The following is a 25,634-nucleotide window of genomic DNA, read 5'->3' on the forward strand; positions in this document are numbered from 1 at the left end:
CCATTCTATCTATACAGAACTCGTGACACCTTCTGTATACTGTGAACTTTATTGTATCATTATAACCGAATCCTGTCAAATCTATACATGGGATGTCCAGAATGTTACATATCCTGAGAATTTTTTTCCATATCTTCCGACGGCTGTTCCTGTGCAGGCTCATCCTCTGTCGTGGAGCTTGAGGCATCTTCCCTGGAATCTTCCTCTTCCTGTTCAGAATTTTCTTTCTTGGCATTGAAGATTTCCATAAACTCTTTTCCTGTGATCGTCTCTTTCTCGATCAGGAACTGTGCAGCCTCATCCAGTATGTCCATGTTGTCCCGGATCAGGTAAAGCGCTTTTTTATATGCATCTTTCAAAATTCCCATAACCACCTCGTCTACCTTTGCCGCGGTGGATTCCGCACAATTCATAACGGGACGTCCGTCCAGGTAACGGTTGGTAATGGATTCCAGGCCGATCAGGCCGAATTCTTCGGACATACCGTACTGTGTCACCATAGCTCTCGCGATGGCCGTGGCCCGTTCGATGTCATTGGACGCACCGGTTGTCACCGTGTGGAACTTGATCTCCTCGGCCGCACGGCCTCCAAAGAAGGATACCAGGTCTGCCAGCATCTCGTCTTTTTTATTCAGGTACTTCTCTTCCTCCGGCCTCTGCATCGTATATCCGAGGGCTCCCATGGTCCTTGGCACGATGGTGATCTTCTGCACCGGCTCAGACTCCTTCTGGAGAGCCATGACAAGCGCATGTCCCACCTCGTGGTATGCAACGATCTGTTTTTCTTCCTTGCCGAGGATACGGTCTTTCTTTTCTTTTCCGGCGATGACCACTTCCACAGCCTCAAACAGGTCTGACTGAGACACATACTCCCTTCCTGCTTTGACAGCAGCCAGGGCCGCTTCGTTGATCATATTGGCCAGATCCGATCCCACTGCCCCGGATGTAGCCAGGGCGATCTCTTCAAAGTCTACGCTCTCATCCATCTTAACGTCTTTGGAATGGACTTTTAAAGTCTCGATTCTTCCTTTCAGGTCCGGGCGCTCTACGATGACGCGCCTGTCAAAACGTCCCGGGCGCAGAAGTGCTTTATCCAGTACTTCCGGACGGTTGGTAGCAGCCAGAATGACAAGTCCTTTGGAAGTATCAAATCCATCCATTTCAGATAAAAGCTGGTTTAATGTCTGTTCACGCTCATCGTTTCCTCCGCCCTGGATGCCCGTGTCACGGCTTTTTCCGATGGCATCGATTTCGTCTATAAATATAATACACGGAGCCATAGACTGGGCCTGCTTGAACAAGTCACGGACTCTGGACGCACCGACACCAACGAACATCTCCACGAAATCAGAACCGGACAGGGAGAAAAACGGAACATTCGCTTCTCCCGCCACTGCTTTGGCGAGCAAAGTCTTACCAGTACCCGGAGGTCCCACAAGAAGTGCTCCCTTGGGCAGTTTTGCACCGATCTTTAAATACTTGTCAGGGTGATGCAGAAAATCCACCATCTCGGTCAGGGACTCCTTGGCCTCCTGCTGTCCCGCAACGTCGGCAAAGGTGACGCCTGTCTTCTTCTCCACATAGACCTTGGCGTTGGACTTTCCTACGCCCATCATACCGCTCTTTCCGCGCATCATAAACATCAGCAGTCCAAAAATAATGATGGCAGGCAGAATGCTCACGAGAACACTCATGAGAACCTCAGATCCGTCCTTTGCCTTTGCCTGGTAATTTTCGATCCCTGCCTTCTCCAGCCGGTTGACCAGCTGATAATCAGGTACGGGAAGCTGGACTACTTTGTATGTAGTCTTATACAGCGGGTTCTCTGATTCTTTCGGAATAACGGTGATCACATCACTTTCGAACACAACCTTTTTAATTTCTTTTTTCTCGATCATCTTGACAAACTTGCCGTAGGAAATCTCGGTCTCTGTACCGTTTTTCCATTTGCCCACTACAAAGTTGAACAAAACAGCCACTAAAATAGATGTAATCAAAATCGATATGATCATCTGAATGGAATTCTTGTTATTTTTATCCGGTTTCTTCTGTCTATTATCCACGAATGCTTTTCCTCCTTCGATCTTCTCAAGCATTTATAGACTCCATTATATGGTTTCACTGCTTGAAAATCAATAAAACAATTCTAAAGTTTTTGTGACATATCACAAAAATACTACGTCTTTTTCATAATTCTGGCTCTTGATCACGATATATGGATATGAATATCCTTTTTCCTGCTGCCGCTTCGGAACTCCGATCAGGTTCGTGTCAATATAGACATGGCCTTCATCCATGGTCATCCTTTTCACCCGGACCTTATATCCGCTTCCTGTCTGTTTCCCATATCCGATCACATAGTACATTGTCTCTTTCATAGAATACGTAAAATGAAAAACTTTATCCTTCTGTTCATTAATTCGTGCCGCTAATTCTTTCGGCAAATTTTCTTTTTTGCAGACTGCATAGTCTACATTCTCTTTTGCGCCGTGCTTTTCCTGATTTAAGCATCCAACACACAAACAGCAGCTTACAGCCATCATGATAAAAACGATATATCTTTTCATAGCGCGCTCCGTTTTTTTATTAACTTATGAAAAAAGAAGCCCTCTCATGAATTCTTTTAAGAAAGTATCTCTTTGATCAGCGGCCCCGGCTCCTTCATCTCAGACTCAACCGTCACATTTTTCAGAAAATGCTCTTTTGCTTTTGCCAGTTTTTCTTTATCGTTGGCGTATATGACTGCCAGTCCTTCCCCTTTTCTTACTGCCTCTCCTTTTTTCTTCCGGAGCACCAACCCCACAAACGGATCGACCGCGCTTTCCTTCGTTTCTCTTCCTCCGCCCAGCAGGAGAGAACAGACTCCGATCTCCTGTGTGTTAAAAGCAGTGACAAAACCGTTTTTCACAGAGGGGATTTCTTCTATATAATCTGCCTTGCAGAAATTTTCCGGATATTCGATCCATGACGGATCTCCCCCCTGTGCCGTGACAAATTCCGTGAATTTATGCAGCGAGCTTCCGTCCGAGATCTTCTGTTTTAATATCTTTCGTGCCTCCTGCGGTGTTTCCGCTTTCTTTGCCATACAGAGCATCCGGGAGCCAAGCGTCAGCACAAGCTCCGTAAAATCTTCGGGACCTTCTCCCTTAAGTGTATCAATGGCCTCTTTTACCTCCAGCGCGTTGCCGACTGCTCTTCCCAAAGGCTGATCCATATCCGATATGACCGCTGCCATATTTTTTCCGGCAGTTTTCCCGATCCGGATCATAGCCTCCGAAAGCTTCCTGGCATCCTCAAAGTTTTTCATAAAAGCACCGCTGCCGCACTTCACATCCAGCAGTATGGCATCCGCGCCGGCCGCAAGCTTTTTGCTCATAATACTGCTGGCGATCAGCGAGATCTGATCTACGGTTGCCGTCACGTCACGAAGTGCATATAAAAGCTTATCCGCCGGTGCCAGGTCTTTTGTCTGTCCCATGATCGCTATGCCCACAGATGCTACCTGTTCCATAAACCGCTCCTCTGTGAGCGCTGTCTGAAATCCCGGAATGCTTTCCAGTTTATCAATGGTTCCTCCTGTATGTCCCAGTCCTCTTCCCGACATTTTTGCAACAGGAACACCACAGGACGCCGCCAGCGGTCCCAGCGCAAGAGAGGTCTTATCCCCCACTCCTCCGGTGCTGTGTTTATCTGCTTTGATGCCAGGAATCCCTGACAGATCCAGCCGGTCTCCGCTCTCTGCCATGGCCATCGTGAGTTCAAAAGTCTCCTGTGTGTCCATTCCCCTGAAATACACTGCCATCATCATTGCCGACATCTGGTAATCCGGAATTTTTCCATGTAAATAGTTGTCTGTCATCCACCTGATTTCTTCTTTTGCAAGGGAATATCCATCTCTTTTTTTCAAGATCAGATCATACATTCTCATAGGGGCCGCCTCCTTTAAGCATACATTGCGTCCATTAATTGAATATTTTATCCTTATTGTACCATAATAATAACAGAGTATGTATTGACTTATATACTTATATCTGAGACAATAAAACAATAATAATTACTATTATAAAATCAGGAGGTTATGTGGAATGCCAAATTTAAAAGGAACGAAGACAGAACAGAACTTGATGGCTGCATATGCGGGGGAGTCACAGGCACGTACAAAATACGATTTTTATGCAAGCCAGGCAAAAAAGGACGGCTATGTGCAGTTCGGCAATATCTTTGCTGAAACCGCATTGAATGAAAAAGAACATGCAAAAATCTGGTTTAAACTACTGCATGACGGAATGCCTTCAACAGAAGTCAACTTAAAAGATGCTGCTGCGGGAGAAAATTTTGAATGGACGGATATGTATCCGACTTTTGCCAAAGAAGCAAAAGAAGAAGGTTTTGATGAAATCGCAGCCCTGTTTGAGATGGTTGCAGGCATCGAAAAACGCCATGACGAACGCTATCAGCAGCTTACAGAGAATATCGACAAAGGAATTGTTTACAGGAGAGATACAGAACAGGCATGGATCTGTACAAACTGCGGACATGTACATTACGGAACCGAGGCGCCTGAAGTATGTCCGGTCTGTGCACATCCGAAAAAATTCTTCCAGATTCATTCAGAAGACTATTAAAAAGAAACGGAGACAAAAAGCCGCGGCAGACTATGATGTTCTGCCGCGGCTTTTAAGTTAAAAATTAGCCTTGACAAGCGACCATTGGTCGCTATATAATAAAAGCGAAACAAGAAACGACCGATGGTCGCTATGGGGAGGTATCATAAATATGCCAAAAGGAATTATGCTTACACCAGAACAACAAGAAGAACGCCGAGAAGAAATAATCAGTGTTGCTTTGCAGCTCATAGAGAAAAATGGATTCCAAAAAACAACAATGAGGGAAATTGCGATTTTAGCAAACATGGGAAAGTCCAGTCTGTATGATTTTTTCAAAACGAAAGACGAGATTGTTGTATATGCAGTTGAGAAAGAAATAGAAGAAACAATTAAAAAGGTTCATAGGATTATTGCCGATGAATCCTCGCCGGAACAGTGTCTTAGAAAAATCATGCTGAATCATCTTGGAGTACCAAAGCAGTATCGAACGGTGCTGATGTGGTTAAATACAGAATCTGACTATTTAGAAGAAGATTATCGAAAGCGGCTGAAAACTGCGCGTTACGCATATCAGGATATTATAAAATCTGTAATTGAAAATGGAGTGGAATCAGGCGTCTTCCGTAAGACGAATGCCGATCTTATGACGCATTTGTTAATTAACTCCATTATATCAATCATTTACACATCCCGACCATCAGCCAGTCCGGAGAAAATGCTTGATGAAACAATGGATATATTTCTACACGGAATTATGAATGATCGAGGTTAATTATTATGATTTATTATACTCTACCCTTGTTGCATAAACAGGCAACCCTTGAAATGGTCGGCGGAAAAGGTATGTCTTTATCAAAACTTTTGTCAGCGGGTATCCCTGTGCCGGAGGGCTTTCATGTTACGACTACTTCATACAAGATTTTTGTTGAAAAGAACCATATTCAGCCTCACATTAATAAGTTGCTGGACGGTATTGACTCTAACAATACCAGCCAGCTTGAAAATGTATCTACGCAGATAGGGATGCTTTTCCATAATGGAGAAATGCCGCAGGAAGTATCAGATGCAATTAAAACCGCATATGCCGGATTGGGAAATATAGCGGTGGCTGTCCGTTCCTCCGCAACCGCCGAGGATTTGCCCGACGCTTCTTTTGCAGGCCAGCAGGAAACCTATCTTAACATACAAGGTGAGAATGAAGTTCTTGACGCTGTAAAGAGGTGCTGGGCTTCCCTATGGACAGCTCGCGCTATTGCTTACCGCGTGAAGAATGATATAAAGCAGGAAATTGTCGCACTTGCTGTTGTAGTACAAAAGCTTGCGTTTTCCGATGCGTCCGGCGTTATGTTTACGCTAAACCCCACCAATGGCAGACGTAGCGAAATGATTGTTAACGCCGCGTGGGGACTTGGCGAATCGGTGGTTTCTAGCTTAGTCACCCCTGATACAATCGTTGTAGATAAAAATGCTGAACGAATTGTATCGTATGAAGTAGCAAACAAAGAGATTATGACAGTCCGCAACTCAGATGGAACAGAAGAAATCCCAACTCCTGAACAGTTGAGGAAAAAACATGCTCTTACTCGCAATCAAGTTATGCGATTGACACAGCTTGGAAAAAAAATTGAGAAGTATTATGAAATGCCTATGGATGTAGAGTGGGCACTGGAAAAAGATAATTTGTATATTGTTCAGGCTCGCCCCATTACTGTCCTACCGCCGGAATGGACGTTACCGGAAAAGGATGTTATATATACAAGAGGCAGTCTAGCGGAACACTTGCCAAATCCTGTTTCGCCCTTATTCGCCACACTTGGGCTTGAAATAGTCAACCGTGCGTCGGCGCTTTTATGGATAGATATGTTTGGTAAAAGTGCGAAAAAGCTACTGCCAGAAAACGGAGCATATACGATTATTAACGGATATGTTTATCTTTCCGCTAATTCAAAGCCTCTTTTGATTGCTGTCAAATCCCTTTCACCCCGATCTTTACGCCGTGCGCTCACGAACAGTGTTGCACGCTGGGAAACAGCACGAAAAGAATTTGAGAATGTGATTAAACAATGGGAAGAAAAGCCCTTGCATATGCTGAATGCTCATCAAATAATGGAGGGGATTCAGACTGTATTTTATGGAGCGTGTATTTATTTCACGAGGATTCAGCTTACATTGCCAGCCGCCTCTATCAGCGAAACATTATTTACAAAATTTTTTCAGGGAGCGGCTCGTCGCGCTGGTATGACAGATACTTCTGTTTTCCTGCTTGGATTTGATACGATTGCTCTGCAAGCCGAAAAGAACCTGTGGAGTCTCTCGGAATGGGTAAAGCAAAATAATACTCTCAACCTTTATCTGCAAAGTAATCCAACAGCAAAGATAGCGGAAAATTTTATGTCCTCAGTTCCGCCTGACGAAGTTTCGCTGGAAGTATGGATAGAATGGAAAAATCGAATCAATCAGTATTTTAAAGAGTTTGGTCGTACCGCTTATGAATTTGATTTTGCATATTCCACACCGCAGGAAACACTTACACCAACCTTTGAATCCATAAAAACCTTTGTAGAAGGCAAAGGTGAAAGTCCTTTTTTACGTCAATCCAAATTTGAAAAGCATAGGAAACAGGCAGAAGAAGAAATTTTACAACATATAGGTAGCTCACGCAAAAAACTGTTTTTGAAGTTGCTCCATTGGGCGCAGGAAACTGCTCCTATGCGTGAAAATGCTATTTATTTGATGGGAATGGGGCATCCTCTGATTCGCCAGATGTTTCATGAAATTTCAGCACGCCTTATACGTGGCGGAGCTACTTCGCATATAGATGATATTTATTGGCTCACAAAATTGGAATTGGAAAAACTCATAATACAGTTAGACGAAAATATACCTTTATCCGATAGAAGAAATTCGATACTTGAGCGAAAAGCGGAACTCAAAAAGTATCAGGGCTATGTGCCACCAGCTCAGTTACCTGAGAAGAAAGTAAAAAGCATATCACATGCACCACAGAAACAAAAAGATGGAAAAACCGTGTTGAGGGGTATAGGAACCAGTTCTGGTGTCGTGACGGCTCGTGCCTGCGTACTAAATAGTCCGGCAGATTTTAAAAATTTCCAGCCGGGAAGTGTTTTGGTTGCCGTTACTACAACTCCGGCTTGGACACCCTTATTTGCCTCTGCAAGTGGAATTGTAACGGATATTGGAGGTCCTCTCAGTCATTCAAGTATTGTTGCACGGGAATGTGGTATCCCTGCCGTTATGGCGACACACACAGCCACGAGAAGTATTAAAAATGGACAAATGATAACGGTGGACGGCTCGGAGGGGACGGTGACGATTGATGAATAAAAAGCCGATTTTCGCTTTAAAGCTTGCTACTTTGGTGATTGCGTTAGGATATAGCTTAATTCTTCCGGTCATGCCATTTTACATGGAAAATCTAGGTGCTGGCGGTCGTGAGCTTGGATGGCTCACTGCCGTATATGCTCTGGCACAAACAGTATGCGCACCTTTTTGGGGTGCACTGTCCGACCGAATTGGTAGAAAGCCGATTATCAGCATTGGTATTATAGGATATTCCATCAGTTTGTTCCTGTTCGGTTTGGCTTCATCCTTTTGGACACTATTTATAGCTCGCAGTTTATCGGGTATTTTGTCATCTGCTACGTCCGTTGCATCTTTGGCATATGTTGGAGATTCCAGCTCGGAGGAAGAAAGAAGCAAGAATATGAGTCAACTTGGAGCTTCAATGAGCGTTGGCGTAATGATGGGACCATTATTGGGAGGCATTCTTGCAGGCTATTCGCTTGCGCTCCCATTTTTTACAGGAGCTGGCATTTCATTTATTGCCTTTCTGCTAATTCTAACACTTTTGCCAGAGTCAATTGAGCGTTCAGGACAGACGGAAAAAAGAAAACCCTTTGATTTTTCAGACCTGAAAAGTATAATTTTTGGCTCAGCAGGAATGGTTTTGATACTTATTTTCGTCGTGCAATTCTGTCAAACAGGCTTGCAAGGAATTACGGGGCTGTATGTCGTAGATAAGTTTGGATTTTCCACTAAGCAAGTTGGTGTTATTTGGATGGCTCTAGCAGGTATTTTGATTGTAGTACAAGGCTTTTTGACTGGTCCTTTAGCAAAAAAAATTGGTGAGAAGCGACTAATACTGATAGGTATGTTTTGCAAAGCCTTAGTAGCGTTTGCCATGGTATTGACAACTGGGTTTGTTAGTGTGTTGGTGGTTTTTGGCTTATTTGCGGTATCTTCTGCTATTACAGTACCCACATTAAACGCAACCCTTTCAAAAACTGACAATCAGCATAAAGGAACACTGATGGGATTTGCCAGTACCGCCGGAAATCTTAGCAAAGTTATTGCTCCTTTATTAACTGGGTATCTGTATGAAAGCAATATTGAATTACCATATATAACCACGGGAGGGATAGCCTTAATCGGAGTGGTTATCTGCTATATCTGGATAAAAAATCAAAAGAACAAATGATGGAAGAGGACGTTTATATGGAGGTTATACACAGTAACTAATCTGGTATAGAAATTCAATTGAGGCTTTTCTGCTTTATTAAAGTCTTGCTACTACTTAAACCTATAATATCCTTAATTCATTATGACAAATTCCAATTCAACAGTTTTGATACATAAGGAGGTAACAATACTATGGAAAATTATCAATGGATTCTATGTCCTATTTGTAATCGAGAAATATGCCAGAACAAAAACCAGACGAGAAATGGTTTTTAGATACTATTAATATTGTTTGTAATTTTTTTAAAGAAAAACACACTAAAAATCTGATTATCCCCTAAAACACTGTATCTATGAGCCTTGATACGTCCTATTCCCTAGATTTGCAAAGATAAGGTACAGCACATCAGTATTGAAACAAGAAAAAATTGAATAACAGATAGACTAAGGAACGCCTAAAATGACGTTCCTTTTCTATTCCCAGCCGTTCCCAGTGGACGGCTATTTTATTACCCAAAATGAAAGGAGCATTAAGAATTATGAAAAAGATATTCAAGCGATTATGTACGGGCTTTTTAGCCTTTGCGACTATCGTTACCGCTTTGCCGAGTACCATTGTTCATGCCGAAAGCAAGCAATACTGGACGGAATCGCAAGAGCGTGTCGGTATCGTTGAAAAGGTAATGAATGACGGTTCTATCGGTTCAACCTTTAATGAGGGACATTTGATTTTGTCAAGATTAGTTGACACATTTTCCTCAAGGATTTTGAATCCTATGCAGCTTCTTTCAGGAAATTATAGTATTGCTGTCGTTTTACCATTGGAGGAAGACCTCCATTAGCTGAACAGATCCTACGGTTATTCCAGTAGCTGATGAAATATCTCCTGATAAGTGTTTTCAGTTCATCTGTAGTCATCTTCTCCGTATCATAACGGTCATATAACAGTTCGAATTTCATTCTGGCCCACATGCTTTCGCAGCGGGCATTGTCATGGCATCTTCCACCTGCACTGTTCATGCTTTGCCGAATGCCATATTTACAGATCGCTTCCCGGTAAATCCGGCTGGTATACTGGCTTCCTGGCTTCACGGTCTTCTTTCGTAATTCCGTTTGGTTTCCGTCTGGGATGATGGTTCACACCAATCTCTTCCATGACACGATAAACAGTGCGTTCACTTAAAATATCAACATTTTATATTAGAAATTGGAGCTGGTACAGGTCGTTATTCTCACGCATTAGCACGTCAAGGATATAAAGTCGATGCTGTAGAACTGGTAAAGCATAATATAGATGTTTTTTGCAGGAATACTATAAAAAATGAAAACATTACCATTACGCAAGGAAATGCTATGGATTTATCGAATTTTCCCGACAATACATATGATTTAACATTGCTATTAGGTCCTCTTTATCATCTTTATTGCATAGAGGATAAAAGACAAGCATTGAGTGAGGCAATTCGTGTTACTAAACAAAATGGTATTATATTTGTCGCTTATGTTATATCTGACGGTTGTTTACTCGATGAGGGATTTCAACGCAGTAATATCAATATCGCTGAGTATTTAGAGAAAGGACTTCTTAATCCAGAAACTTTTGCTTCAAATTCTCAACCAAAAGATTTATTTGAACTTGTTCGTAAGGAAGATATTGACAATTTAATGTCTGTATTTTCGACAAAACGATTGCATTATGTGGCAACTGACGGTTGTGCCTTATTTATGCGTGAAATAGTAGATAACATGGACGATAAAACTTTTGAATTATATTTGAAATATCATTAACAGAATACGAATGAATTATCAGTCAATCCGTTCAACCGTATTGTCATAGATAGAAACGGACATCAGATACAACTGACCGCTAAAGAGTTTGACCTGTTGTATTTCCTATCTTGTCATAAAGGACAGGTGTTCACGAAAGAACAGCTTTATGAAAATGTCTGGGGCTATAACCATACCTTAGACGCAAGCAATCTGACTTCATTTATCAGAAAGCTAAGATTAAAAATAGAGCCTACCCCAGAAAAACCACGATACATTATCACAGTCTGGGGTGTGGGCTATAAATTTAGCGAACAAGAAAAACCGTAGCTTGCAGAACATCTACCAGTACACGAATTTCATATTCATTGCAATCTTCCAGTATCTCTTTGGCTTCTTTCTCAAAGACAGGCTTTGAGATTAAGACCGTATCACATAACAACTCGTCAACCGATACTGTCAATGTATTGGCAATAGCGACCAAAGTTGTTAAACTAACTGATGTATTGCCAGTTTCTATATTGCTAACGTGCTGTGGAGTAACGCCTATTCTGTCAGCAACGGTTTCTTGAGTAAGGTTCTTTTTAATTCTGGCAATTTTAATTCTTTTGCCGATAGCTTTATTAAGGGCTTTGCAAGTAGTATTCATTCAACAGCTCTGCTAAGGCTTTTGGATTTTCTTCATTTACAACATGGCCTGTATCCTCGATAATTTGCAATTCTGCGCTTCTAATGTTTTCACATAAATAATGCGCTGATTTTATGTTTGCGCTGTCTTTCTTTCCGCAAAGGATTAGAGTGGGGTTCTTAATATATTTCACCCTGTCACTGAAATCTAAGTTTTTCATGGTGTTTCCTAAAGCAAAAGTGTCCTTTTTATCAAATGCCATAGTTTCGAAAATAGACTTTGGTAAAAATCTAAAAATCATATTTTGAAAACTAAATGCTACCTTCGGGACTTTATACGGCGTTCCGATTAACACTAATGTTTTCACTTTTTGCGGGAAATCCAAAGCAAAATTCAAAGCCAAAATACCGCCTAATGAAAGACCGCATAAATGAATTTGTCCGTTAATTTCGTTGCAATATTTTACAAATGAAGCATAGAGATTTTCGTAACTTGCCTCTTTTCCTTCAAGGATGGAGGATAGGTTTGGGCATACAATATCTTCGTTATTTGTCATGTATGAAATTGTTTTATTCCAACTTGTTGCCTTGTGTCCTGAGCCATGAACTAAAATTTTTGTTGCCATAAATTCTCCTTTGAATTTTATATTCCCGCCTGTTCAATCATCTTTTTCGCCAGCTTCTGAAACAGATCGGCGGCTTCCTCGTCCATCGGCGCAAGCTGTCCAATCTGTCCGGCAACCATCGCTGTTACCTCATCAATGGAAAGTGGGTTTTGCTTCTGCTCAATCAATGCGTCCCGCATGGTCTGAAATATGACAGTGGTAGCGGTATCTCCCGGCTGTTCTCCACTTTCCATGTCTTTCTTAATATCTCGCAGGATAGCAAGGAACACACTCTTGATTTTTTCAATCTCCGCTTCGTGTTCCCCTATCTTCTGGGCGTTCAAAAGCTGTAAATCCTGCCTTACTTCCGCCCTGTGTTCCGGGTGAGCTTTCATCAAGTCAGACAGGGAAGCGGTTGCCATCTCGATAAGCTGGTTTCTCGCCATTATCCCCTTTGCCGCCGTATCTTGGAAGTAAATCCGTATCAAATCTATCAGTTTGGGAAAGTTCCTGTGTTCCAACAAACGGTTAAGGATTTGCACATCGACTGCACCTGTTACAAACCCCTTTACGGCTCCCTCTGACAAACCTAATTCAGAAATATCATAGCTTTTGCGGACGCTCACAGTGGACAAGCCCAGTATATAGTCTGTCGATACCTTAAATTCCCTTGCCACGCCTATGAGAATATCACTGCTGACCGTCTTTGTTTCGCCGCTGACAATGCGGCTCAACTGGGAAGCGGAAACGCCTATCTTCTCCGCAAGTTCCTTTTGTGTAATATGGTTTCCGTTGCATAAATCGGAAATCCGCTGTCCGGGTGTTCCGGGTAAAGCCATAAGCACACACCTCCTCCGCATATTCCCATTATACAGCAAAATTGCAAAAATACAATTTTCAAAGTGAAAACTTCATCAAAATGCAATTCTCGCAAGAAAACGAGGATTGCATTTTTTTCGTGTAGACTTATCTTAGTTCATCGATGAGCCGCACCTAGAAAACAGAATGACCGTCCGAAAAGGAATATTTCTCCCGGCGAAGCAGCGCATTTGCGTGCCAACGGAGAAAACACGCCGCAGAAATGGGGCAGGAAATCTTTTCGGGGAGAACGGCAATGGAAAATAAACGGAGGGAACACATGAGAGATAACCCATATAAACGACTGCCGCCGCTGGAGCGCAAGTCAGACGGAACGCCTTACCGCATGACACCGGCACAACGGAAACAGGCAAACTCCCTTATCCGGCGGGAGTGCTGCTGTTATGACAACGGGAATTGTATCGCCCTTGATGATGGCGATACCTGCACCTGTCTCCAAACGATTTCTTTCTCGGTCTGCTGTAAGTGGTTCCGCTGGGCGGTCTTGCCGCTTGCCGGGACGCTGGAAGTGGAGATTTACCGGGGTGCAGATTTGAAACGCTGTGCGGTCTGCGGCGGCGTGTTCGTCCCAAAGTCCAACCGGGGGAAATACTGCCCCGACTGCGCCGCCAGAGTTCACAGGCGGCAGAAAACAGAAAGTGAACGGAAAAGGAGGTCTGTCGTGGACAGGTACCTATCATGGCAGACCGCTGTCGAGGGCAACTTTGAGCGTTATCCTCCGCAATCCGATTTATGTCATGGCTGACCTCGATATATACGAGTTCTATAAAAGTCAGGGGACGGATATTTACAATGACGCCGCTGACTTTGTGGGGACAAACGGCTGTTATTACTATCAGGGCAAGGGGAACACCGAAAACAAGCATAAGCACCTGCAAGGGCAGACGCTGGTGCTTGCGCCCCACGAGGGCTTTATCCCCTCCGAACTGTGGCTGAAATGCAGAAAGAAGCTGCTTGCCAGCCACACTTATCAGCCTGCAAGGAAAGCCTGGAACACCTGGACAGCGGGGCTTGTCCCGGCTGCGGGTGCGTGAAGCTGCACGAACTGAAAGCGGTTGTTTATGGAGCGATGGTAAAGAAGCTGAAAGATTTTAAGACGCTGACGGGACGGAAAAAGGCGGCGAAAATCTCCCCGAAGCTGACAGCAAAGCGGCTGGAACTGGCGCAGTTGGAAAGCGAGATTGAAAAGCTGCTCGACACGCTGACAGGCGCAAGCCCGGTGCTGCTCTCCTACGCAAACAGTAGGATTGAGGAACTGGACGCAAGGCGGCAGGTGGTGGACGCACTGATAACCGTTATCCGGGCAACCAATGAGAAAGTAGAAATCGAGTGGAAAATCTGACGAGATAACTTCCGTCAAGCATTATCCTTTTGTGCTCTTGTCTATATTAGTGAAACACCAAAGACCAAAAACGGAGTGCGCCAGCTTCCCATGACGGAAAGAGCCTATCGAGCATTTCAGCGTGTGTTGAAAAACAGCACCGAAGTCGGGCTTTTAATCTTTTTTGAGTGGACCTTTCGGCCGGCTTTCCTGATTCTTAACTGATGCCTTATAGCGGTGTCTCCCCACTTCATAAATATTGTTCTCTGAATACGATGCATACTTTGCAGATGCTGCCGAAGCCTCCTTCAGAGCTAAAAATGTAATGCTGAGCAATCCTGTAAACAAAAGAACTGTCAGCCTCCGAAATATTTTTCCTCATTTTTTCATACTTATGCTTTTCCCCTCTATGTAATAAAAAGCACACAGGAACTATAAATTCCTATGTGCTTTTTATACTTATTTTTTCTTCACGGATAAAATCTGCATGTTTGCCTGGCCTTCTAAGGCTCCATAAGTAAAGGAGATCTTTGTGCCCGGTTCCATGTCATTTAAAGCGTCCATGACCTTCTCATCCTCTATGATGAACGTCTTGTATTCCCCGCTGGACATCTTTACTTCCACTGAATTACTGTCGCCGAAACCATTGTATACTCCAGTTGCACTTATCGGTTTCTTCTGCTCATCCTTTTTGTCTGCGATCGTAGCTTCAGTTGTGGATTTCGCAGCTTCAGTGGTTGCTTCGGTCTCCTCAGTAGCTACCGTGGACACTTCCTCGCTGGCGGTTGTCTCCTCTGTTTCAGCCGTTGTGGCTTCTGTGGAACCCTCGGAGCTTGGGCTCTTCTTTCCACATGCCATCAGGCCAACAGCCCCGATCATCAGCATACATGTTATAAATAAATATTTTTTTCTCATATTTTTGTTCCTCCAATTGTACTTCTGTAACATTTGTAACATTTAGATTAATACCAGTATACCTCATTTTTTTCCGAATTACAAGACGATATCATATCCGGCACCCCGGGCACATACAATTAGAGGTAGAACTTTGAGGAGGGCATATTGTGAACGACAAATACAAAATACTTTTAGATCAATATGATCTGCATATTGATTATTTAAAAAGAGGCCGCGGCGAGATCATCTGCGGCACTGATCAGGGGTTATTTGCCCTGTCTGCTACGAAACTGTCCGAAGAACGTCTGGCTGTCGAACATCAGTGGAAAGAAGAATTGATTGACCAGGGATTTACAAAAATTGACCAATATATCGTAAACAAAGAACATGAATTTATTTCTTATGATAAATACTATGAGCCTTTTGTTATGAGAAGGACTTTCAATGGTACAGAATGCAATATCCACTCTCCTTCCGATCTGTCTTCCGCCTGCAGGAATCTTGCCTCTTTCCATCGCGCGTCAGGCAGAATTCCCTACCATGCGGACTACGGGACGCCTCATTTCTCCCTGACAAAGAGCTATCATCAGCGGAGACGGGAGCTTAAAAGTATTTGGAAATATATCGGGAGCAGAAAGAACAAAGGAGACTTCGAGTATCTTTTTTTGCAGGAGATTCAGCCTTTTTGGAAACAGCTTGAGGATTCCAGCGCGAAAATGGAAAAACTTACAGGGTTAAGGGAAGGCTGGTGCCACGGTTCCTACAACCATCACAATGTGCTGATAGGACCCCATGGGACTGCCACACTTCACTTTGAACATTTTTATTATGGCTATCCTCTGACCGATCTGTATTATTTTATCCGAAAGGCTCTGGAAAAAAATGATTATCAGTTCAGTATCTGTGAGACTATGCTGAAAGGCTACAATAAAGTTCAGCGCCTCACAATGAATGATTATTCTTTTTTGTATGTGCTTTTTTTATACCCGGAAAAGCTTTGGAAAATCTCAAATCAATACATGAATCATAAGAAACACTGGGTATCTCCAAGATATCTCAATAAGCTTCAGGATATTGTTGATTTAAAAGAAAAAAGAGAGAAATTTCTTTTACAATATCACAACTTTTATAATGTTTTTTAGGCCCAAATAAGTTATAATAAAACATAAGGAAAAACGTAAAGGAGGAGCACTACTATGAACTATCAGGAAACATATCAGGAATGGCTTAACAATCCATATTTTGATGAAGCTACAAAAGAGGAACTTAAGAACATTCAGGATGATGACAACGAGATCAAAGAGCGGTTTTACTCTGACCTGGCTTTTGGAACAGCAGGCCTTCGCGGGATCATCGGTGCCGGCATCAACCGTATGAATATCTATGTTGTCCGCAAGGCGACTCAGGGACTCGCAGACTATATCCTGGAACAGGGCACGGACAAAAAGCGCGTTACCATTGCTTTTGACTCCCGGCATATGTCTCCGGAATTTGCTGAGGAAGCAGCCCTGTGCCTGGCAGCAAACGGCATCAAAGCATATATTTTTGAATCACTTCGTCCGACTCCGGAATTGTCCTTTGCAGTCCGTTACTATAACTGCATTGCAGGAATCAATATTACCGCCAGCCACAATCCTCCGGAATATAACGGCTATAAAGTATACTGGGAGGACGGTGCCCAGTTTACGCCGCCTCACGACAAAGGGGTAACCTCCAAGGTAAACGCCATCACAGATATTTCCAAGGTTAAGACAATGTCCAGGGAGGAGGCGATCAGAGCTGGATTATATGAAGTAATCGGCTCCGAAGTCGACGATGCATACATCACCGAAGTAGAAAAGCAAGTACATAATCAGGATGCGATCGACCAGATGGCATCAAAATTAAAAATTGTCTATACTCCTCTGCACGGAACAGGAAATCTCCCTGTCCGCCGCGTATTAAAGGATTTAGGCTTCCAGAATGTCTATGTAGTGCCGGAGCAGGAACTGCCCGACGGGGCTTTCCCAACCGTAAGCTATCCAAACCCGGAATCCAAAGAGGCATTTGAACTTGGCCTGAAGCTTGCCAAAGAAAAGGATGCCGACCTTGTATTGGCAACAGACCCTGATGCCGACCGCCTCGGAGTCTATGTGAAAGATTCAAAGACCGGAGAATATATCGCACTGACCGGCAATATGTCCGGTTCTCTTCTGTGTGAATATGTTTTAAGCCAGAAGAAAGCCATGAACGGATCTCTCCCGGATGACGGAGCCATTGTAAAATCTATTGTCACAACCAACCTGGTGGACGCAGTGGCCGAGGGCTACGGCGTAAACCTGATCGAAGTGCTCACAGGCTTCAAATTCATCGGACAGCAGATGCTGAACTTTGAAAATACGGGCAAAGGAACTTACCTGTTCGGTCTGGAAGAAAGCTACGGCTGCCTGATCGGAACTTATGCAAGGGATAAGGATGCGGTATCCGCAACCGTAGCCCTCTGTGAAGCTGCCGCATATTATATGACCCAGGGTAAGACCTTGTGGGATGCAATGACCGACATGTATGAGAAGTACGGCTATTATCTGGATAAAGTCAAAGCCCTTGAATTTGCAGGGCTGGACGGAGCTGAAAAGATCCAGAATATGCTCAAGTCTCTGAGAGAGAATCCGCCGAAAGAAATCGGAGGACTCAAGGTATTAAAATCCCGGGATTACCAGAACGACACGATCACTGATCTTACCACTGGTGAGACAGTTCCAACCGGTCTTCCATCTTCTAACGTGCTCTACTACGAACTGGAAAACAACACATGGCTTTGCGTGCGTCCTTCCGGAACAGAGCCTAAGATCAAGTTCTACTATGGAGTGAAAGGTTCCTCCATGGAAGATGCAGAGGCCATCGGTGGCAAGATCGAGACCTGGGTAGGACAGTTTTCTTAATCATTAAACTATGACGGAAAAGACGGATCAGGAGGATGCCTGCTCCGTCTTTTTTCTGCCCTGTTTATGTGATAAAATAAATGTAATAAAACTTCTACACAAGCATTGCAGACAGTGGGTTGATTATGGGCGGATATCAGATAAAAAACAGAAGAAGCCGCTCCCTCTTTCTCTTCCGATTCCCTCAAGGATGCTTACCTTCAGTATACAAAGGATGATCTTCTGGAGATCGCCCATATCCATCAGCTGGATCACTGTTCACAGATGGAGAAGCCTGATCTGGCCTCATATCTTTCTGAATACATCTTAAAACCCGGCGCCATGAATACAGAGAATTTCAGGAAACGCAGGGAACTGACATGAAAACAGATCCAGTACTGCTACTACTGTGTCCGTATTTACGGAGCCGCACCGCTTGAGCATATCGCCGAACTGTACAACGAGTATGAGCAGGCAGATACCTTTGCCGGGAAGATGATGGGTCTGTACGCAGACACCCGTCTGTTCATAGCTTCCGGCCATACCCCGGCAGAACTGGAGCATATGAAACACCGGGAAAATTCCTGAAATCATTCACCTTTTTATGATTACAAATGTTTCTATACTAGAAGGTATCATGGAAATTATAAAAACTTTTTCCCCTGAATATCATATCATTGGCCACAAACTCTCAAAAACGTGATATTTACATATTCAGGCATATACTTTCTGTCAAAAAAAAGACCCTGCCCTTTAAAGGCAAGGTCTTTTTTCTGTTATTTGGTTGTGCTGCCGAATCCGCCGTTGCGGACTTCCTTTGCATCATCGTCTATGGTCACACCATATTCCATAAAAATGCCCTGTACGATCCCGGTTCCCGCTTCTACTCTGACAACCTTTCCTTCATTAGAATCGTTGGTGAGCTTTACAAAGATATGTCCCTCGTTGTCTGAATAAAAGTAATCACTGTCAATGATCCCTACCGTATTGTTCATCTGAAGGCGGAATTTAAACCCAAGGCCGCTGCGCGGAAACAGGTTCAGTACCCAGCTTTGCTCCATATACACACGGATGCCTGTCGGGATCTTGATCGTCTCACCCGGTTTGAGTTCAAAATCAACCGGACTGTAAAAATCGTACCCGGCGGAACCTCTGGTAGCCCTTCTGGGAAGCTCAATGCCGTCAAAAATCTGTCTCACTTCATCCTCGGAGGTACCTTCAAAGGTATCCTGCCAGCTTTCTAAAAACTGTCCAAAACTTACTTTATGGAACTGTGCAATCTTTTTCATTTGTTCTCCTATAATCTCTTTAATAAGTCTTCTCTTCTGTCTTCAAATCCAGGTTTTCCAAGCAGGGCAAACATATTTTTCTTGTATGCTTCCACTCCCGGCTGGTCGAATGGATTCACGCAGTTTAAGTAACCGCTCATACCGCACGCAGACTCAAATGTGTAGAACAGCTGCGCAAGATGGTATGCATCCATCTTAGGAATATCAAATCTTAAGTTCGGAACGCCTCCGTCCACATGAGCTAAGATGGTTCCCTTCATAGCGTTCTGGTTTACGAAGTTCATAGACTTGCCTGCCAGATAATTTAATCCATCCAGATCGTTTTCTTCTGCTTCGAGCACAATATCTAATTCCGGTTCTTCCACGTTCAGCACGGTCTCAAAGTGGTTGGAAGATCCGTCCTGGATGAACTGTCCTAAAGAATGAAGGTCTGTGGAGAAGTCAACGGATGCAGGGAAGATACCTTTTCCGTCTTTTCCTTCGCTTTCTCCGTATAACTGTTTCCACCACTCAGAGATAAAGTGGAGGTTCGGCTCGTAGTTTGCAAGTATCTCCATGCCCTTTCCTCTGCGCATGAGAATGTTTCGGATCGCAGCATACAGCATAGCCGGATTTTCCTTAAACGGCGCGTTAAGGAACATCTCTCTTCCGTCCTGGAATCCTTTTACGAACTCATCAATATCAATTCCCGCAGCTGCGATCGGAAGGAGTCCTACGGCTGTCAGGACTGTAAAGCGTCCTCCTACATCATCCGGCACAACGAAGGTCTCGTATCCCTCGTCTGTGGCAAGTGTCTTCAATGCCCCCCTTGCCTTGTCTGTGGTAGCGTAGATGCGCTTGTTTGCTTCTTCTTTTCCGTATTTGTCTTTGAGAAGTTTTTTGAAGATACGGAATGCAATTCCGGGTTCTGTCGTCGTTCCTGATTTGGAGATAACATTTACAGAGAAATCTCTGTCTCCGATCACGTCGATCAGCTGTTTTACATATGTACCGCTGATATTATGTCCGGCAAAATATACTTCCGGAGCTTTTCTCACTTCTTTGTCCAGCTTGTTGTTAAAGTTGTTGGACAGCCCTTCGATCACGGCTCTGGAACCAAGGTAGGATCCTCCGATCCCAATGACAACCAATACATCGGAATCGCTCTTAATCTTGTCAGCAGCTTTTTTGATTCTCACAAACTCTTCTTTATCATAATCCACAGGAAGATCTATCCATCCTAAGAAGTCATTTCCCGGGCCTTTTCTTGACAGCAAATACTCTTTCGCATCCGAAACCTGCTTCTCGATCATATCGATCTCATGGTCCCTGATAAAATCTTTTGCGTTGCTGTAATCAAACTTAATTTTTCCCATGTCTTTCTCCTTTACTGTTGTCTCTCTTGTTTAAATGCGTTATCTATATTTTAACAAATAACACCCTTCTATTCAATAGTCCGGGAGCTTTTTCAGCGACCGGAATTCAAATCCTTTTGCCCTCATATTCTTGATAACGGTCTCCAGTGCTTCCGCGTTAGACTGGGATACATTGTGCATCAGCGGAATGGCTCCATTGTGGTAATTTTCTTCAAAATGCCGGACCACATAGTCTTTGCCCGGCTGGCTGTTCACATTAAAATCCACATATGCCATACTCCAGAAAACTGTCTTATATCCGAGCTTCTTTGTCAGCGCCAATGTATGTTCGCTGTATTCTCCCATAGGCGGGCGCATAAACATATCCATATCATAACCGGTTGCTTTTTTGCAGTATTCCGCACAGTCAATGAGTTCCTGCTTATTGTCCCTGTCTGAGACCGTCGGCATGCTCTTATGGTGGACCGTATGATTTCCCACCACATGTCCCTCTTTCTTCATTCTCTTTACTAAATCCGGATTTTCCCGGATGAAAGGCTTTGTCACAAAAAATGCCGCCGGCACTTTCTCTTTCTTCAATACATCCAAAATTTTGGGCGTAAAACCATTTTCGTATCCGCAGTCAAAGGTCAGATACATCACTTTCTTATTTTTCGCCTTCGTATCCACCGAGTATGCATCATATTTGGACAGATCCACATTCTGTGAAAATTCCGGCTGCTGATGTTCTTTATTTCGTTTCAGCCACCATCCTTCTTTTGTATTGCTTCCCTGGCTGATCACTTTCGTAGTCTCCACCTGTGCCTCTTCCTTTTGGCAGCCGGCGAGACCAAGCATGCAAATGATACAGAATAATAAAAAAACTTTCCTCATGTTTTGATTTCCTGCTTTTTTATTATTCTATTATGTATACATTAGATTTATAATCCATTTATAAAATCTTTCACCGCCTGCATTTCCTCATCAGTCAGTTCAAATTCTCTGGATGCGGCAGCTTCCTGCCAGTGTCTTTCTATTTTTTTTGCCTCTTTCTTTTCTTCCTTTACCTGCTCCTTTTCTTTCTGCTTCTCCTTCTGCTTTGCCTGTTCTTCTTTTTCCTGTTTTTTCACTGATTTCAGATAGCGGTTAGGGAGGATATTTTCGAGGAAATGGATCAGATTGGCCCTGACGAGCTGTTTTCTGCCATCAAAGGTGATCAGCCTGTCCACAAACACGAGAAACAATCCGGCCGACAGGCTTAAAAACAGACTCTCTGCCACAACACTTAAATCGGCTCCTTCTATGTACCCCCAGACTGTGCCAAGACAACCCATGAAAAAACTCAGGACAGCACACAGCCCGGTGATCTGTTCCATAATCTCGGAAGACACTCCGGCTATCTTGTGATTTTTCATATACTTGTCCACAACACAGGGAATGTTGTTCAGGTTTGCTTCCAGCTGATAGTAACTTTCAAACTTTTTTTTCAGCACTCCCATCCACTGTTTCTTATTCCCGTCCATCTCATAAGAATCTCTCAAAAGCCTGCGGTAATTTCTCCAGACAATAAGCTTTGACAAGACACCTGCTGCCATGACTGCAATCAGTCCCGGTAAAAAAAATGCGTTTTTTAATACATCCATGATATTTCTCCTTCTTCCTTTATGATTCTTATATTATAGAATCACAAAGAGGGGAATACACGGATTATTGCCTTACAAAGTTTGACGCTTCTTTGTCTAAAATACCGTGAATGAGTCTAATTATATGCTTTATTGCAGCTTCCTCAAATTCGCTGTAATTTACTGTTGCTGTGTCGTCGCACTTGTCGGAGATGGCTCTTAAAATCACAAAGGGTACGTCATTTAAGTATGCTGTCTGGGCCATGGCCGCCCCTTCCATCTCCGCACAGTACCCGCCAAAATTTTCGATCAGCCAGTGTTTCTTTTCGTCGCTGGAGATAAACTGGTCGCCGCTTAAAACCCGCCCGGTAAAGCATTGGATATCCGGATTGGCCTTTTTGCAGGCTTCCTCCGCCTCTTTTATCAGTGCAGCATCCGCCTGGAACACAGAACACTCCATACGCGGGATCTCTCCCAGCTGATAACCAAATCCCACGGCATCCATATCGTGCTGTACAGCATCGCTTGAGATCACAATATCCCCGATCTCAATATCCTTGTACAGGCCGCCTGCGACCCCGGTATTGATCAGTTTTTCCACACCAAAGCTGTCGATCAGTATCTGTGCGCAAACAGCCATGTTTACTTTTCCAATGCCGCTCATAACAACAACCGTGTCATTTCCCCAGAGCCTTCCCTCATAAAAATCCATGGAGGCTTTTGTCTTCTTTTTTACATTCTCCATAGAAGAGATCAGGGATTCCACCTCTTCTTGCATTGCCCCGATAATTCCTATTTTCATAAATCATTCTCCTTTTTACTGTCATTATTTCCGTCTGATAAAAATTATAACACAGCTTCCCCATCTATGTATTCTCCGATTTTTGTGATATAATACGGATTACCCATTTGGTATACAATAAAAAAATCAGGAGGTAACTACGATGGTTTACAAAACAAAAGGCGTCTGCAGCAGCGCTATTGAATTTGAGATAGAAGACGATATAATAAAAGACATACAGTTCCGGGGAGGCTGCCAGGGAAATACCACAGGCGTGGCAGCCCTTGTAAAAGGAATGGCAGTAGACGAGGTGATCGAACGGCTTTCAGGCATCCAATGCGGTTTCCGCGGTACCTCATGTCCTGACCAGCTTTCCAAAGCTTTAAAGGAATATAAAGAGACTCATTAACATCTGTTTAATTGATGGAGGTATTATGAAACGAATCGTATTGACCGGAGGGGGTACTGCCGGACATGTCACTCCGAATATGGCATTGGTACCTGCACTGGAGAAAGAGGGATATCAAATCAGCTATATAGGCTCCAAAGATGGGATGGAAAAGAAGCTGATCGAAGACATTGGTCTTCCCTACTACGGTATTTCCTCCGGTAAGCTCAGAAGATATTTTGATGTGAAGAACTTTACGGATCCCTTTCGGGTCATGAAAGGTTATTTTGACGCTAAAAAAACATTAAAGCATTTGAAACCCAATGTCGTGTTTTCCAAAGGCGGATTCGTCACCGTACCTGTGGTCATGGCGGCTAAGCATCTGCGGATCCCTGTCATCATCCATGAATCTGACATGACACCGGGTCTTGCAAATAAATTAAGCATTCCAAGTGCCAATAAGGTTTGCTGCAATTTTCCGGAAACCGTAAAACATCTCCCAGAAGGGAAAGCTGTACTTACTGGTTCACCGATCAGAGAAGAGTTGTTTACCGGTTCTAAGGAAAAAGGCCTTAAGCTTTGCGACTTTACATCTTCAAAACCTGTTCTGCTTATCATCGGCGGAAGCCTTGGTTCCGTAGCGATAAACAATGCGGTCAGGGAAAATATTGATGAGCTGTTGGAGGATTTTCAGATCATCCATATCTGCGGGAAGAATAACCTGGAATCTATGCTTGCAGGCAAAAGTGGTTACCGCCAGTTTGAGTATGTGAAAAAGGAACTGAAGCATCTCTTTGCCTGCGCAGACGTTATCATCTCCAGGGCAGGGGCCAACGCCATCTGTGAGCTCCTGGCCCTCAGGAAGCCGAATATCCTGATTCCGCTGGGATTAAACGCCAGCCGGGGAGATCAGATCTTAAACGCCCAGTCATTCCAGCGGCAAGGCTACAGCTATGTACTGAACGAGGAGGATGTCACCTCTAAGTCCCTGCTGAATGCAGTGCACGAGGTTTATGACAACCGGGCTAGCTATGTGAACGCCATGAATCAGAGCGAACTTTCCGATCCCATTGGAACCATTGTTAAGCTGGCCAACGAGCTCGCAAGTAAATAGACGGATCAATTAAGTATTCCATGCAAGAAAATAGTCAAGCCCTTCAAAATGATAGGAAGGGCTTGACTATTTTTATTCTTGATTATTTTTTCTGTTGAACTGTCTACTTCACGATGCTCTCAAGCTGGGGCAGGATTTCATCTTCCGGATGGCTGCAGCCGTGCTGTCCGATACAAATAGACGGCTTGGTCTTCCCGTGGTAATCACTTCCGCAGGTCACGAACAGTTCATACTTTCCGGCCTCATGGCTGAAAAACATAGCATCCTCCGGTGAGTGATAGCTGCTGAAGGCTTCTACCCCGTCAATGCCGGAAACGGCGATCTCTTTCCAGAGTTCCATGTGGTCCTTTAAGTTTACTCCCGGATGCGCCAGCACTGCCTTTCCCCCGCTTTCATGGATCTCAGTGATTACCTCTTCCATAGAAGGGAACTTTATACCCACATGACAGGGTTTACCCTGGGAGTAATAATCCCAGTAAAAATTCACGTAGGGATTGCTGCTTCTGTCTCCTCCCGGACGGTAAGGCAGGAGCAGTTCATGTTCCTTATATTCCGGTTTATTTAATAGAACTTCCGCAAACATCTCCCCTGTCCACCGGTTTTTCCAAAACATAGTTTCCGTCAGGGCTTCCATGTCTTTCTCAGACACATCAAAGCCTAATTTTCTCGTCCCCTCAAGCATCTTAACCGATGCTTCACCGCTCTGCTCTGATATATTGTCCTCGATCTTTTGAAAAGCCGCGTCCCTTTCATCTATTCCATACCCAAGAACATGCAGGTTAACCCCTTGAAAGGTGCAGTCGATCTCTATCCCTGAGATAAAATGAATCCCCTCTTTCTGGGCTGCCTTTCTTCCTTTCTCCACGGCCCGGACACAGTTATGGTCTGCAATGGCCATATACCGGATGCCCTTTTCCTTGCATTTTTGCACTAATTCTTCCGGCTGAAACTCCCCGTCATCACTGAAATAAGAATGCATATGTAAATCTATCATAAAAACCCATACCTCCTGTATATCTGTACA

At 43.7% G+C, this 25,634-nt stretch carries 24 protein-coding genes and 5 pseudogenes; 13 read left to right on the top strand and 16 right to left on the bottom strand.

The genetic code is table 11. The features are described 5' to 3' along the window. Positions 1 to 104 precede the first annotated feature (104 nt). The 3 genes from ftsH to P8F77_RS17935 all read right to left on the bottom strand — a co-directional run bounded on the left by ftsH (position 105) and on the right by P8F77_RS17935 (position 3,928). Entirely contained in the window at positions 105 to 2,096 is a 1,992-nt protein-coding gene (gene ftsH, locus P8F77_RS17925) for an ATP-dependent zinc metalloprotease FtsH (protein WP_034550578.1), read from the bottom strand. Between the two features lie 69 nt (positions 2,097 to 2,165). Further along, complete coding sequence (locus tag P8F77_RS17930; RefSeq protein WP_129700835.1) at positions 2,166 to 2,567, bottom strand: protease complex subunit PrcB family protein; 402 nt, start codon at positions 2,565 to 2,567, stop codon at positions 2,166 to 2,168. 56 nt (positions 2,568 to 2,623) lie between these two features. Next, positions 2,624 to 3,928: a pyrimidine-nucleoside phosphorylase gene (locus tag P8F77_RS17935; RefSeq protein ID WP_024729111.1), complete on the bottom strand. Its 1,305-nt coding sequence runs from the start codon at positions 3,926 to 3,928 to the stop codon at positions 2,624 to 2,626. A 157-nt stretch (positions 3,929 to 4,085) separates the two neighbouring features. Between P8F77_RS17935 and rbr the strand changes: the two genes are divergently transcribed. The 5 genes and pseudogenes from rbr to P8F77_RS17960 form a co-directional block, all read left to right on the top strand. Further along, on the top strand, positions 4,086 to 4,625 hold the full coding sequence (gene rbr, locus P8F77_RS17940) for a rubrerythrin (RefSeq protein WP_024729110.1): 540 nt from the start codon (positions 4,086 to 4,088) through the stop codon (positions 4,623 to 4,625). Positions 4,626 to 4,776: 151 nt separating this feature from the next. Next, positions 4,777 to 5,379 carry a TetR/AcrR family transcriptional regulator gene (locus P8F77_RS17945; protein ID WP_034550574.1) on the top strand — a complete coding sequence of 201 codons (603 nt, stop codon included), beginning with the start codon at positions 4,777 to 4,779 and terminating at the stop codon, positions 5,377 to 5,379. A 5-nt stretch (positions 5,380 to 5,384) separates the two neighbouring features. Continuing rightward, positions 5,385 to 7,952, top strand: a complete 2,568-nt coding sequence (locus P8F77_RS17950) for a PEP/pyruvate-binding domain-containing protein (RefSeq protein WP_347256211.1) — start codon at positions 5,385 to 5,387, stop codon at positions 7,950 to 7,952. Next, positions 7,945 to 9,105 carry an MFS transporter gene (locus tag P8F77_RS17955; protein WP_347256446.1) on the top strand — a complete coding sequence of 387 codons (1,161 nt, stop codon included), beginning with the start codon at positions 7,945 to 7,947 and terminating at the stop codon, positions 9,103 to 9,105. The genes P8F77_RS17950 and P8F77_RS17955 overlap by 8 nt, the downstream gene beginning before the upstream one ends. A 520-nt stretch (positions 9,106 to 9,625) precedes the next feature. Then, a pseudogene (locus tag P8F77_RS17960) lies at positions 9,626 to 9,808 on the top strand (hypothetical protein); the annotation flags it as partial. A gap of 52 nt (positions 9,809 to 9,860) precedes the next feature. On the opposite strand, the pseudogene P8F77_RS17965 reads toward P8F77_RS17960, so the two are convergent. After that, a pseudogene (locus tag P8F77_RS17965) lies at positions 9,861 to 10,278 on the bottom strand (integrase core domain-containing protein); the annotation flags it as partial. 5 nt (positions 10,279 to 10,283) lie between these two features. Between P8F77_RS17965 and P8F77_RS17970 the strand changes: the two are divergent. Together P8F77_RS17970 and P8F77_RS17975 are read left to right on the top strand one after the other, a co-directional pair. Next, positions 10,284 to 10,871: pseudogene (locus P8F77_RS17970) on the top strand (class I SAM-dependent methyltransferase); the annotation flags it as partial. Between the two features lie 99 nt (positions 10,872 to 10,970). Beyond that, positions 10,971 to 11,183 (top strand): helix-turn-helix domain-containing protein, encoded by a 213-nt coding sequence (locus P8F77_RS17975; RefSeq protein ID WP_347256212.1) that lies wholly within the window; start codon positions 10,971 to 10,973, stop codon positions 11,181 to 11,183. Here the strand turns inward: P8F77_RS17975 and P8F77_RS17980 are convergent. Genes P8F77_RS17980 through P8F77_RS17990 form a run of 3 tightly spaced genes read right to left on the bottom strand, consistent with a single transcriptional unit; the run spans position 11,161 to position 12,924 of the window. Next, positions 11,161 to 11,502 (bottom strand): helix-turn-helix transcriptional regulator, encoded by a 342-nt coding sequence (locus P8F77_RS17980; RefSeq protein ID WP_287520085.1) that lies wholly within the window; start codon positions 11,500 to 11,502, stop codon positions 11,161 to 11,163. The genes P8F77_RS17975 and P8F77_RS17980 overlap by 23 nt on opposite strands. Next, on the bottom strand, positions 11,477 to 12,106 hold the full coding sequence (locus tag P8F77_RS17985; protein ID WP_287520083.1) for an alpha/beta hydrolase: 630 nt from the start codon (positions 12,104 to 12,106) through the stop codon (positions 11,477 to 11,479). The genes P8F77_RS17980 and P8F77_RS17985 overlap by 26 nt, the downstream gene beginning before the upstream one ends. A gap of 17 nt (positions 12,107 to 12,123) precedes the next feature. Then, positions 12,124 to 12,924: a helix-turn-helix transcriptional regulator gene (locus P8F77_RS17990; protein ID WP_287520080.1), complete on the bottom strand. Its 801-nt coding sequence runs from the start codon at positions 12,922 to 12,924 to the stop codon at positions 12,124 to 12,126. 299 nt (positions 12,925 to 13,223) lie between these two features. Between P8F77_RS17990 and P8F77_RS17995 the strand changes: the two are divergent. Both P8F77_RS17995 and P8F77_RS18000 read left to right on the top strand, forming a co-directional pair. Then, positions 13,224 to 13,631 (top strand): annotated as a pseudogene (locus P8F77_RS17995) (cysteine-rich VLP domain-containing protein); the annotation flags it as partial. Between the two features lie 7 nt (positions 13,632 to 13,638). After that, positions 13,639 to 14,306 (top strand): annotated as a pseudogene (locus P8F77_RS18000) (recombinase family protein); the annotation flags it as partial. Positions 14,307 to 14,459: 153 nt separating this feature from the next. Here the strand turns inward: P8F77_RS18000 and P8F77_RS18005 are convergent. Next, on the bottom strand, positions 14,460 to 14,633 hold the full coding sequence (locus P8F77_RS18005; protein WP_287520076.1) for a hypothetical protein: 174 nt from the start codon (positions 14,631 to 14,633) through the stop codon (positions 14,460 to 14,462). Between the two features lie 111 nt (positions 14,634 to 14,744). Then, positions 14,745 to 15,200, bottom strand: coding sequence for a nucleolar protein 3 (locus tag P8F77_RS18010; RefSeq protein ID WP_235824603.1), 456 nt, complete (start codon positions 15,198 to 15,200; stop codon positions 14,745 to 14,747). 149 nt (positions 15,201 to 15,349) lie between these two features. Here P8F77_RS18010 and P8F77_RS18015 point away from each other — a divergent pair, with 149 nt between their 5' ends. Next, positions 15,350 to 16,324: a phosphotransferase gene (locus P8F77_RS18015; protein ID WP_024729106.1), complete on the top strand. Its 975-nt coding sequence runs from the start codon at positions 15,350 to 15,352 to the stop codon at positions 16,322 to 16,324. Positions 16,325 to 16,378: 54 nt separating this feature from the next. Continuing rightward, the gene (locus P8F77_RS18020; protein ID WP_024729105.1) at positions 16,379 to 18,103 is read left to right on the top strand and encodes a phospho-sugar mutase; all 1,725 of its coding nucleotides are present in this window, start codon (positions 16,379 to 16,381) and stop codon (positions 18,101 to 18,103) included. Positions 18,104 to 18,409: 306 nt separating this feature from the next. Here P8F77_RS18020 and P8F77_RS18025 read toward each other — a convergent pair whose 3' ends face one another. From P8F77_RS18025 to P8F77_RS18050, 6 genes are all read right to left on the bottom strand, one after another. Beyond that, positions 18,410 to 18,676, bottom strand: a complete 267-nt coding sequence (locus P8F77_RS18025; protein ID WP_024729104.1) for a hypothetical protein — start codon at positions 18,674 to 18,676, stop codon at positions 18,410 to 18,412. 182 nt (positions 18,677 to 18,858) lie between these two features. Continuing rightward, entirely contained in the window at positions 18,859 to 19,371 is a 513-nt protein-coding gene (locus P8F77_RS18030) for a deoxyuridine 5'-triphosphate nucleotidohydrolase (RefSeq protein ID WP_024729103.1), read from the bottom strand. Between the two features lie 8 nt (positions 19,372 to 19,379). Next, a complete protein-coding gene (locus tag P8F77_RS18035) occupies positions 19,380 to 20,726 on the bottom strand; it encodes a glucose-6-phosphate isomerase (protein WP_024729102.1) in 1,347 nt (448 codons plus the stop codon). Positions 20,727 to 20,798: 72 nt separating this feature from the next. Next, on the bottom strand, positions 20,799 to 21,599 hold the full coding sequence (locus P8F77_RS18040) for a polysaccharide deacetylase family protein (RefSeq protein WP_024729101.1): 801 nt from the start codon (positions 21,597 to 21,599) through the stop codon (positions 20,799 to 20,801). Positions 21,600 to 21,646: 47 nt separating this feature from the next. After that, a complete protein-coding gene (locus P8F77_RS18045; protein WP_024729100.1) occupies positions 21,647 to 22,348 on the bottom strand; it encodes a hypothetical protein in 702 nt (233 codons plus the stop codon). A gap of 64 nt (positions 22,349 to 22,412) precedes the next feature. After that, positions 22,413 to 23,129: a 5'-methylthioadenosine/adenosylhomocysteine nucleosidase gene (locus P8F77_RS18050; protein ID WP_024729099.1), complete on the bottom strand. Its 717-nt coding sequence runs from the start codon at positions 23,127 to 23,129 to the stop codon at positions 22,413 to 22,415. 142 nt (positions 23,130 to 23,271) lie between these two features. Here P8F77_RS18050 and P8F77_RS18055 point away from each other — a divergent pair, with 142 nt between their 5' ends. Next, positions 23,272 to 23,517 (top strand): TIGR03905 family TSCPD domain-containing protein, encoded by a 246-nt coding sequence (locus tag P8F77_RS18055; protein ID WP_137330111.1) that lies wholly within the window; start codon positions 23,272 to 23,274, stop codon positions 23,515 to 23,517. Positions 23,518 to 23,542: 25 nt separating this feature from the next. Next, positions 23,543 to 24,610 (top strand): undecaprenyldiphospho-muramoylpentapeptide beta-N-acetylglucosaminyltransferase, encoded by a 1,068-nt coding sequence (locus P8F77_RS18060; protein WP_287520068.1) that lies wholly within the window; start codon positions 23,543 to 23,545, stop codon positions 24,608 to 24,610. Positions 24,611 to 24,713: 103 nt separating this feature from the next. On the opposite strand, the gene P8F77_RS18065 is transcribed toward P8F77_RS18060, so the two are convergent. Beyond that, positions 24,714 to 25,604: a PHP domain-containing protein gene (locus P8F77_RS18065; RefSeq protein ID WP_287520066.1), complete on the bottom strand. Its 891-nt coding sequence runs from the start codon at positions 25,602 to 25,604 to the stop codon at positions 24,714 to 24,716. Positions 25,605 to 25,634 lie beyond the last annotated feature (30 nt).

The organism is Anaerostipes sp. PC18 (genome assembly GCF_039789045.1).
Taxonomy (GTDB): Bacteria; Bacillota; Clostridia; order Lachnospirales; family Lachnospiraceae; genus Anaerostipes; species Anaerostipes hominis.

Bases quoted from the DNA above. Each gene is read 5' to 3' on its own strand.
- ftsH (WP_034550578.1), bottom strand. From the start codon at position 2,096: ATGCTTGAGAAGATCGAAGGAGGAAAAGCATTCGTGGATAATAGACAG.
- P8F77_RS17930 (WP_129700835.1), bottom strand. From the start codon at position 2,567: ATGAAAAGATATATCGTTTTTATCATGATGGCTGTAAGCTGCTGTTTG.
- P8F77_RS17935 (WP_024729111.1), bottom strand. From the start codon at position 3,928: ATGAGAATGTATGATCTGATCTTGAAAAAAAGAGATGGATATTCCCTT.
- rbr (WP_024729110.1), top strand. From the start codon at position 4,086: ATGCCAAATTTAAAAGGAACGAAGACAGAACAGAACTTGATGGCTGCA.
- P8F77_RS17945 (WP_034550574.1), top strand. From the start codon at position 4,777: ATGCCAAAAGGAATTATGCTTACACCAGAACAACAAGAAGAACGCCGA.
- P8F77_RS17950 (WP_347256211.1), top strand. From the start codon at position 5,385: ATGATTTATTATACTCTACCCTTGTTGCATAAACAGGCAACCCTTGAA.
- P8F77_RS17955 (WP_347256446.1), top strand. From the start codon at position 7,945: ATGAATAAAAAGCCGATTTTCGCTTTAAAGCTTGCTACTTTGGTGATT.
- P8F77_RS17980 (WP_287520085.1), bottom strand. From the start codon at position 11,502: ATGAATACTACTTGCAAAGCCCTTAATAAAGCTATCGGCAAAAGAATT.
- P8F77_RS17985 (WP_287520083.1), bottom strand. From the start codon at position 12,106: ATGGCAACAAAAATTTTAGTTCATGGCTCAGGACACAAGGCAACAAGT.
- P8F77_RS17990 (WP_287520080.1), bottom strand. From the start codon at position 12,924: ATGGCTTTACCCGGAACACCCGGACAGCGGATTTCCGATTTATGCAAC.
- P8F77_RS18010 (WP_235824603.1), bottom strand. From the start codon at position 15,200: ATGAGAAAAAAATATTTATTTATAACATGTATGCTGATGATCGGGGCT.
- P8F77_RS18020 (WP_024729105.1), top strand. From the start codon at position 16,379: ATGAACTATCAGGAAACATATCAGGAATGGCTTAACAATCCATATTTT.
- P8F77_RS18025 (WP_024729104.1), bottom strand. From the start codon at position 18,676: ATGATTTCAGGAATTTTCCCGGTGTTTCATATGCTCCAGTTCTGCCGG.
- P8F77_RS18030 (WP_024729103.1), bottom strand. From the start codon at position 19,371: ATGAAAAAGATTGCACAGTTCCATAAAGTAAGTTTTGGACAGTTTTTA.
- P8F77_RS18035 (WP_024729102.1), bottom strand. From the start codon at position 20,726: ATGGGAAAAATTAAGTTTGATTACAGCAACGCAAAAGATTTTATCAGG.
- P8F77_RS18040 (WP_024729101.1), bottom strand. From the start codon at position 21,599: ATGAGGAAAGTTTTTTTATTATTCTGTATCATTTGCATGCTTGGTCTC.
- P8F77_RS18045 (WP_024729100.1), bottom strand. From the start codon at position 22,348: ATGGATGTATTAAAAAACGCATTTTTTTTACCGGGACTGATTGCAGTC.
- P8F77_RS18050 (WP_024729099.1), bottom strand. From the start codon at position 23,129: ATGAAAATAGGAATTATCGGGGCAATGCAAGAAGAGGTGGAATCCCTG.
- P8F77_RS18055 (WP_137330111.1), top strand. From the start codon at position 23,272: ATGGTTTACAAAACAAAAGGCGTCTGCAGCAGCGCTATTGAATTTGAG.
- P8F77_RS18060 (WP_287520068.1), top strand. From the start codon at position 23,543: ATGAAACGAATCGTATTGACCGGAGGGGGTACTGCCGGACATGTCACT.
- P8F77_RS18065 (WP_287520066.1), bottom strand. From the start codon at position 25,604: ATGATAGATTTACATATGCATTCTTATTTCAGTGATGACGGGGAGTTT.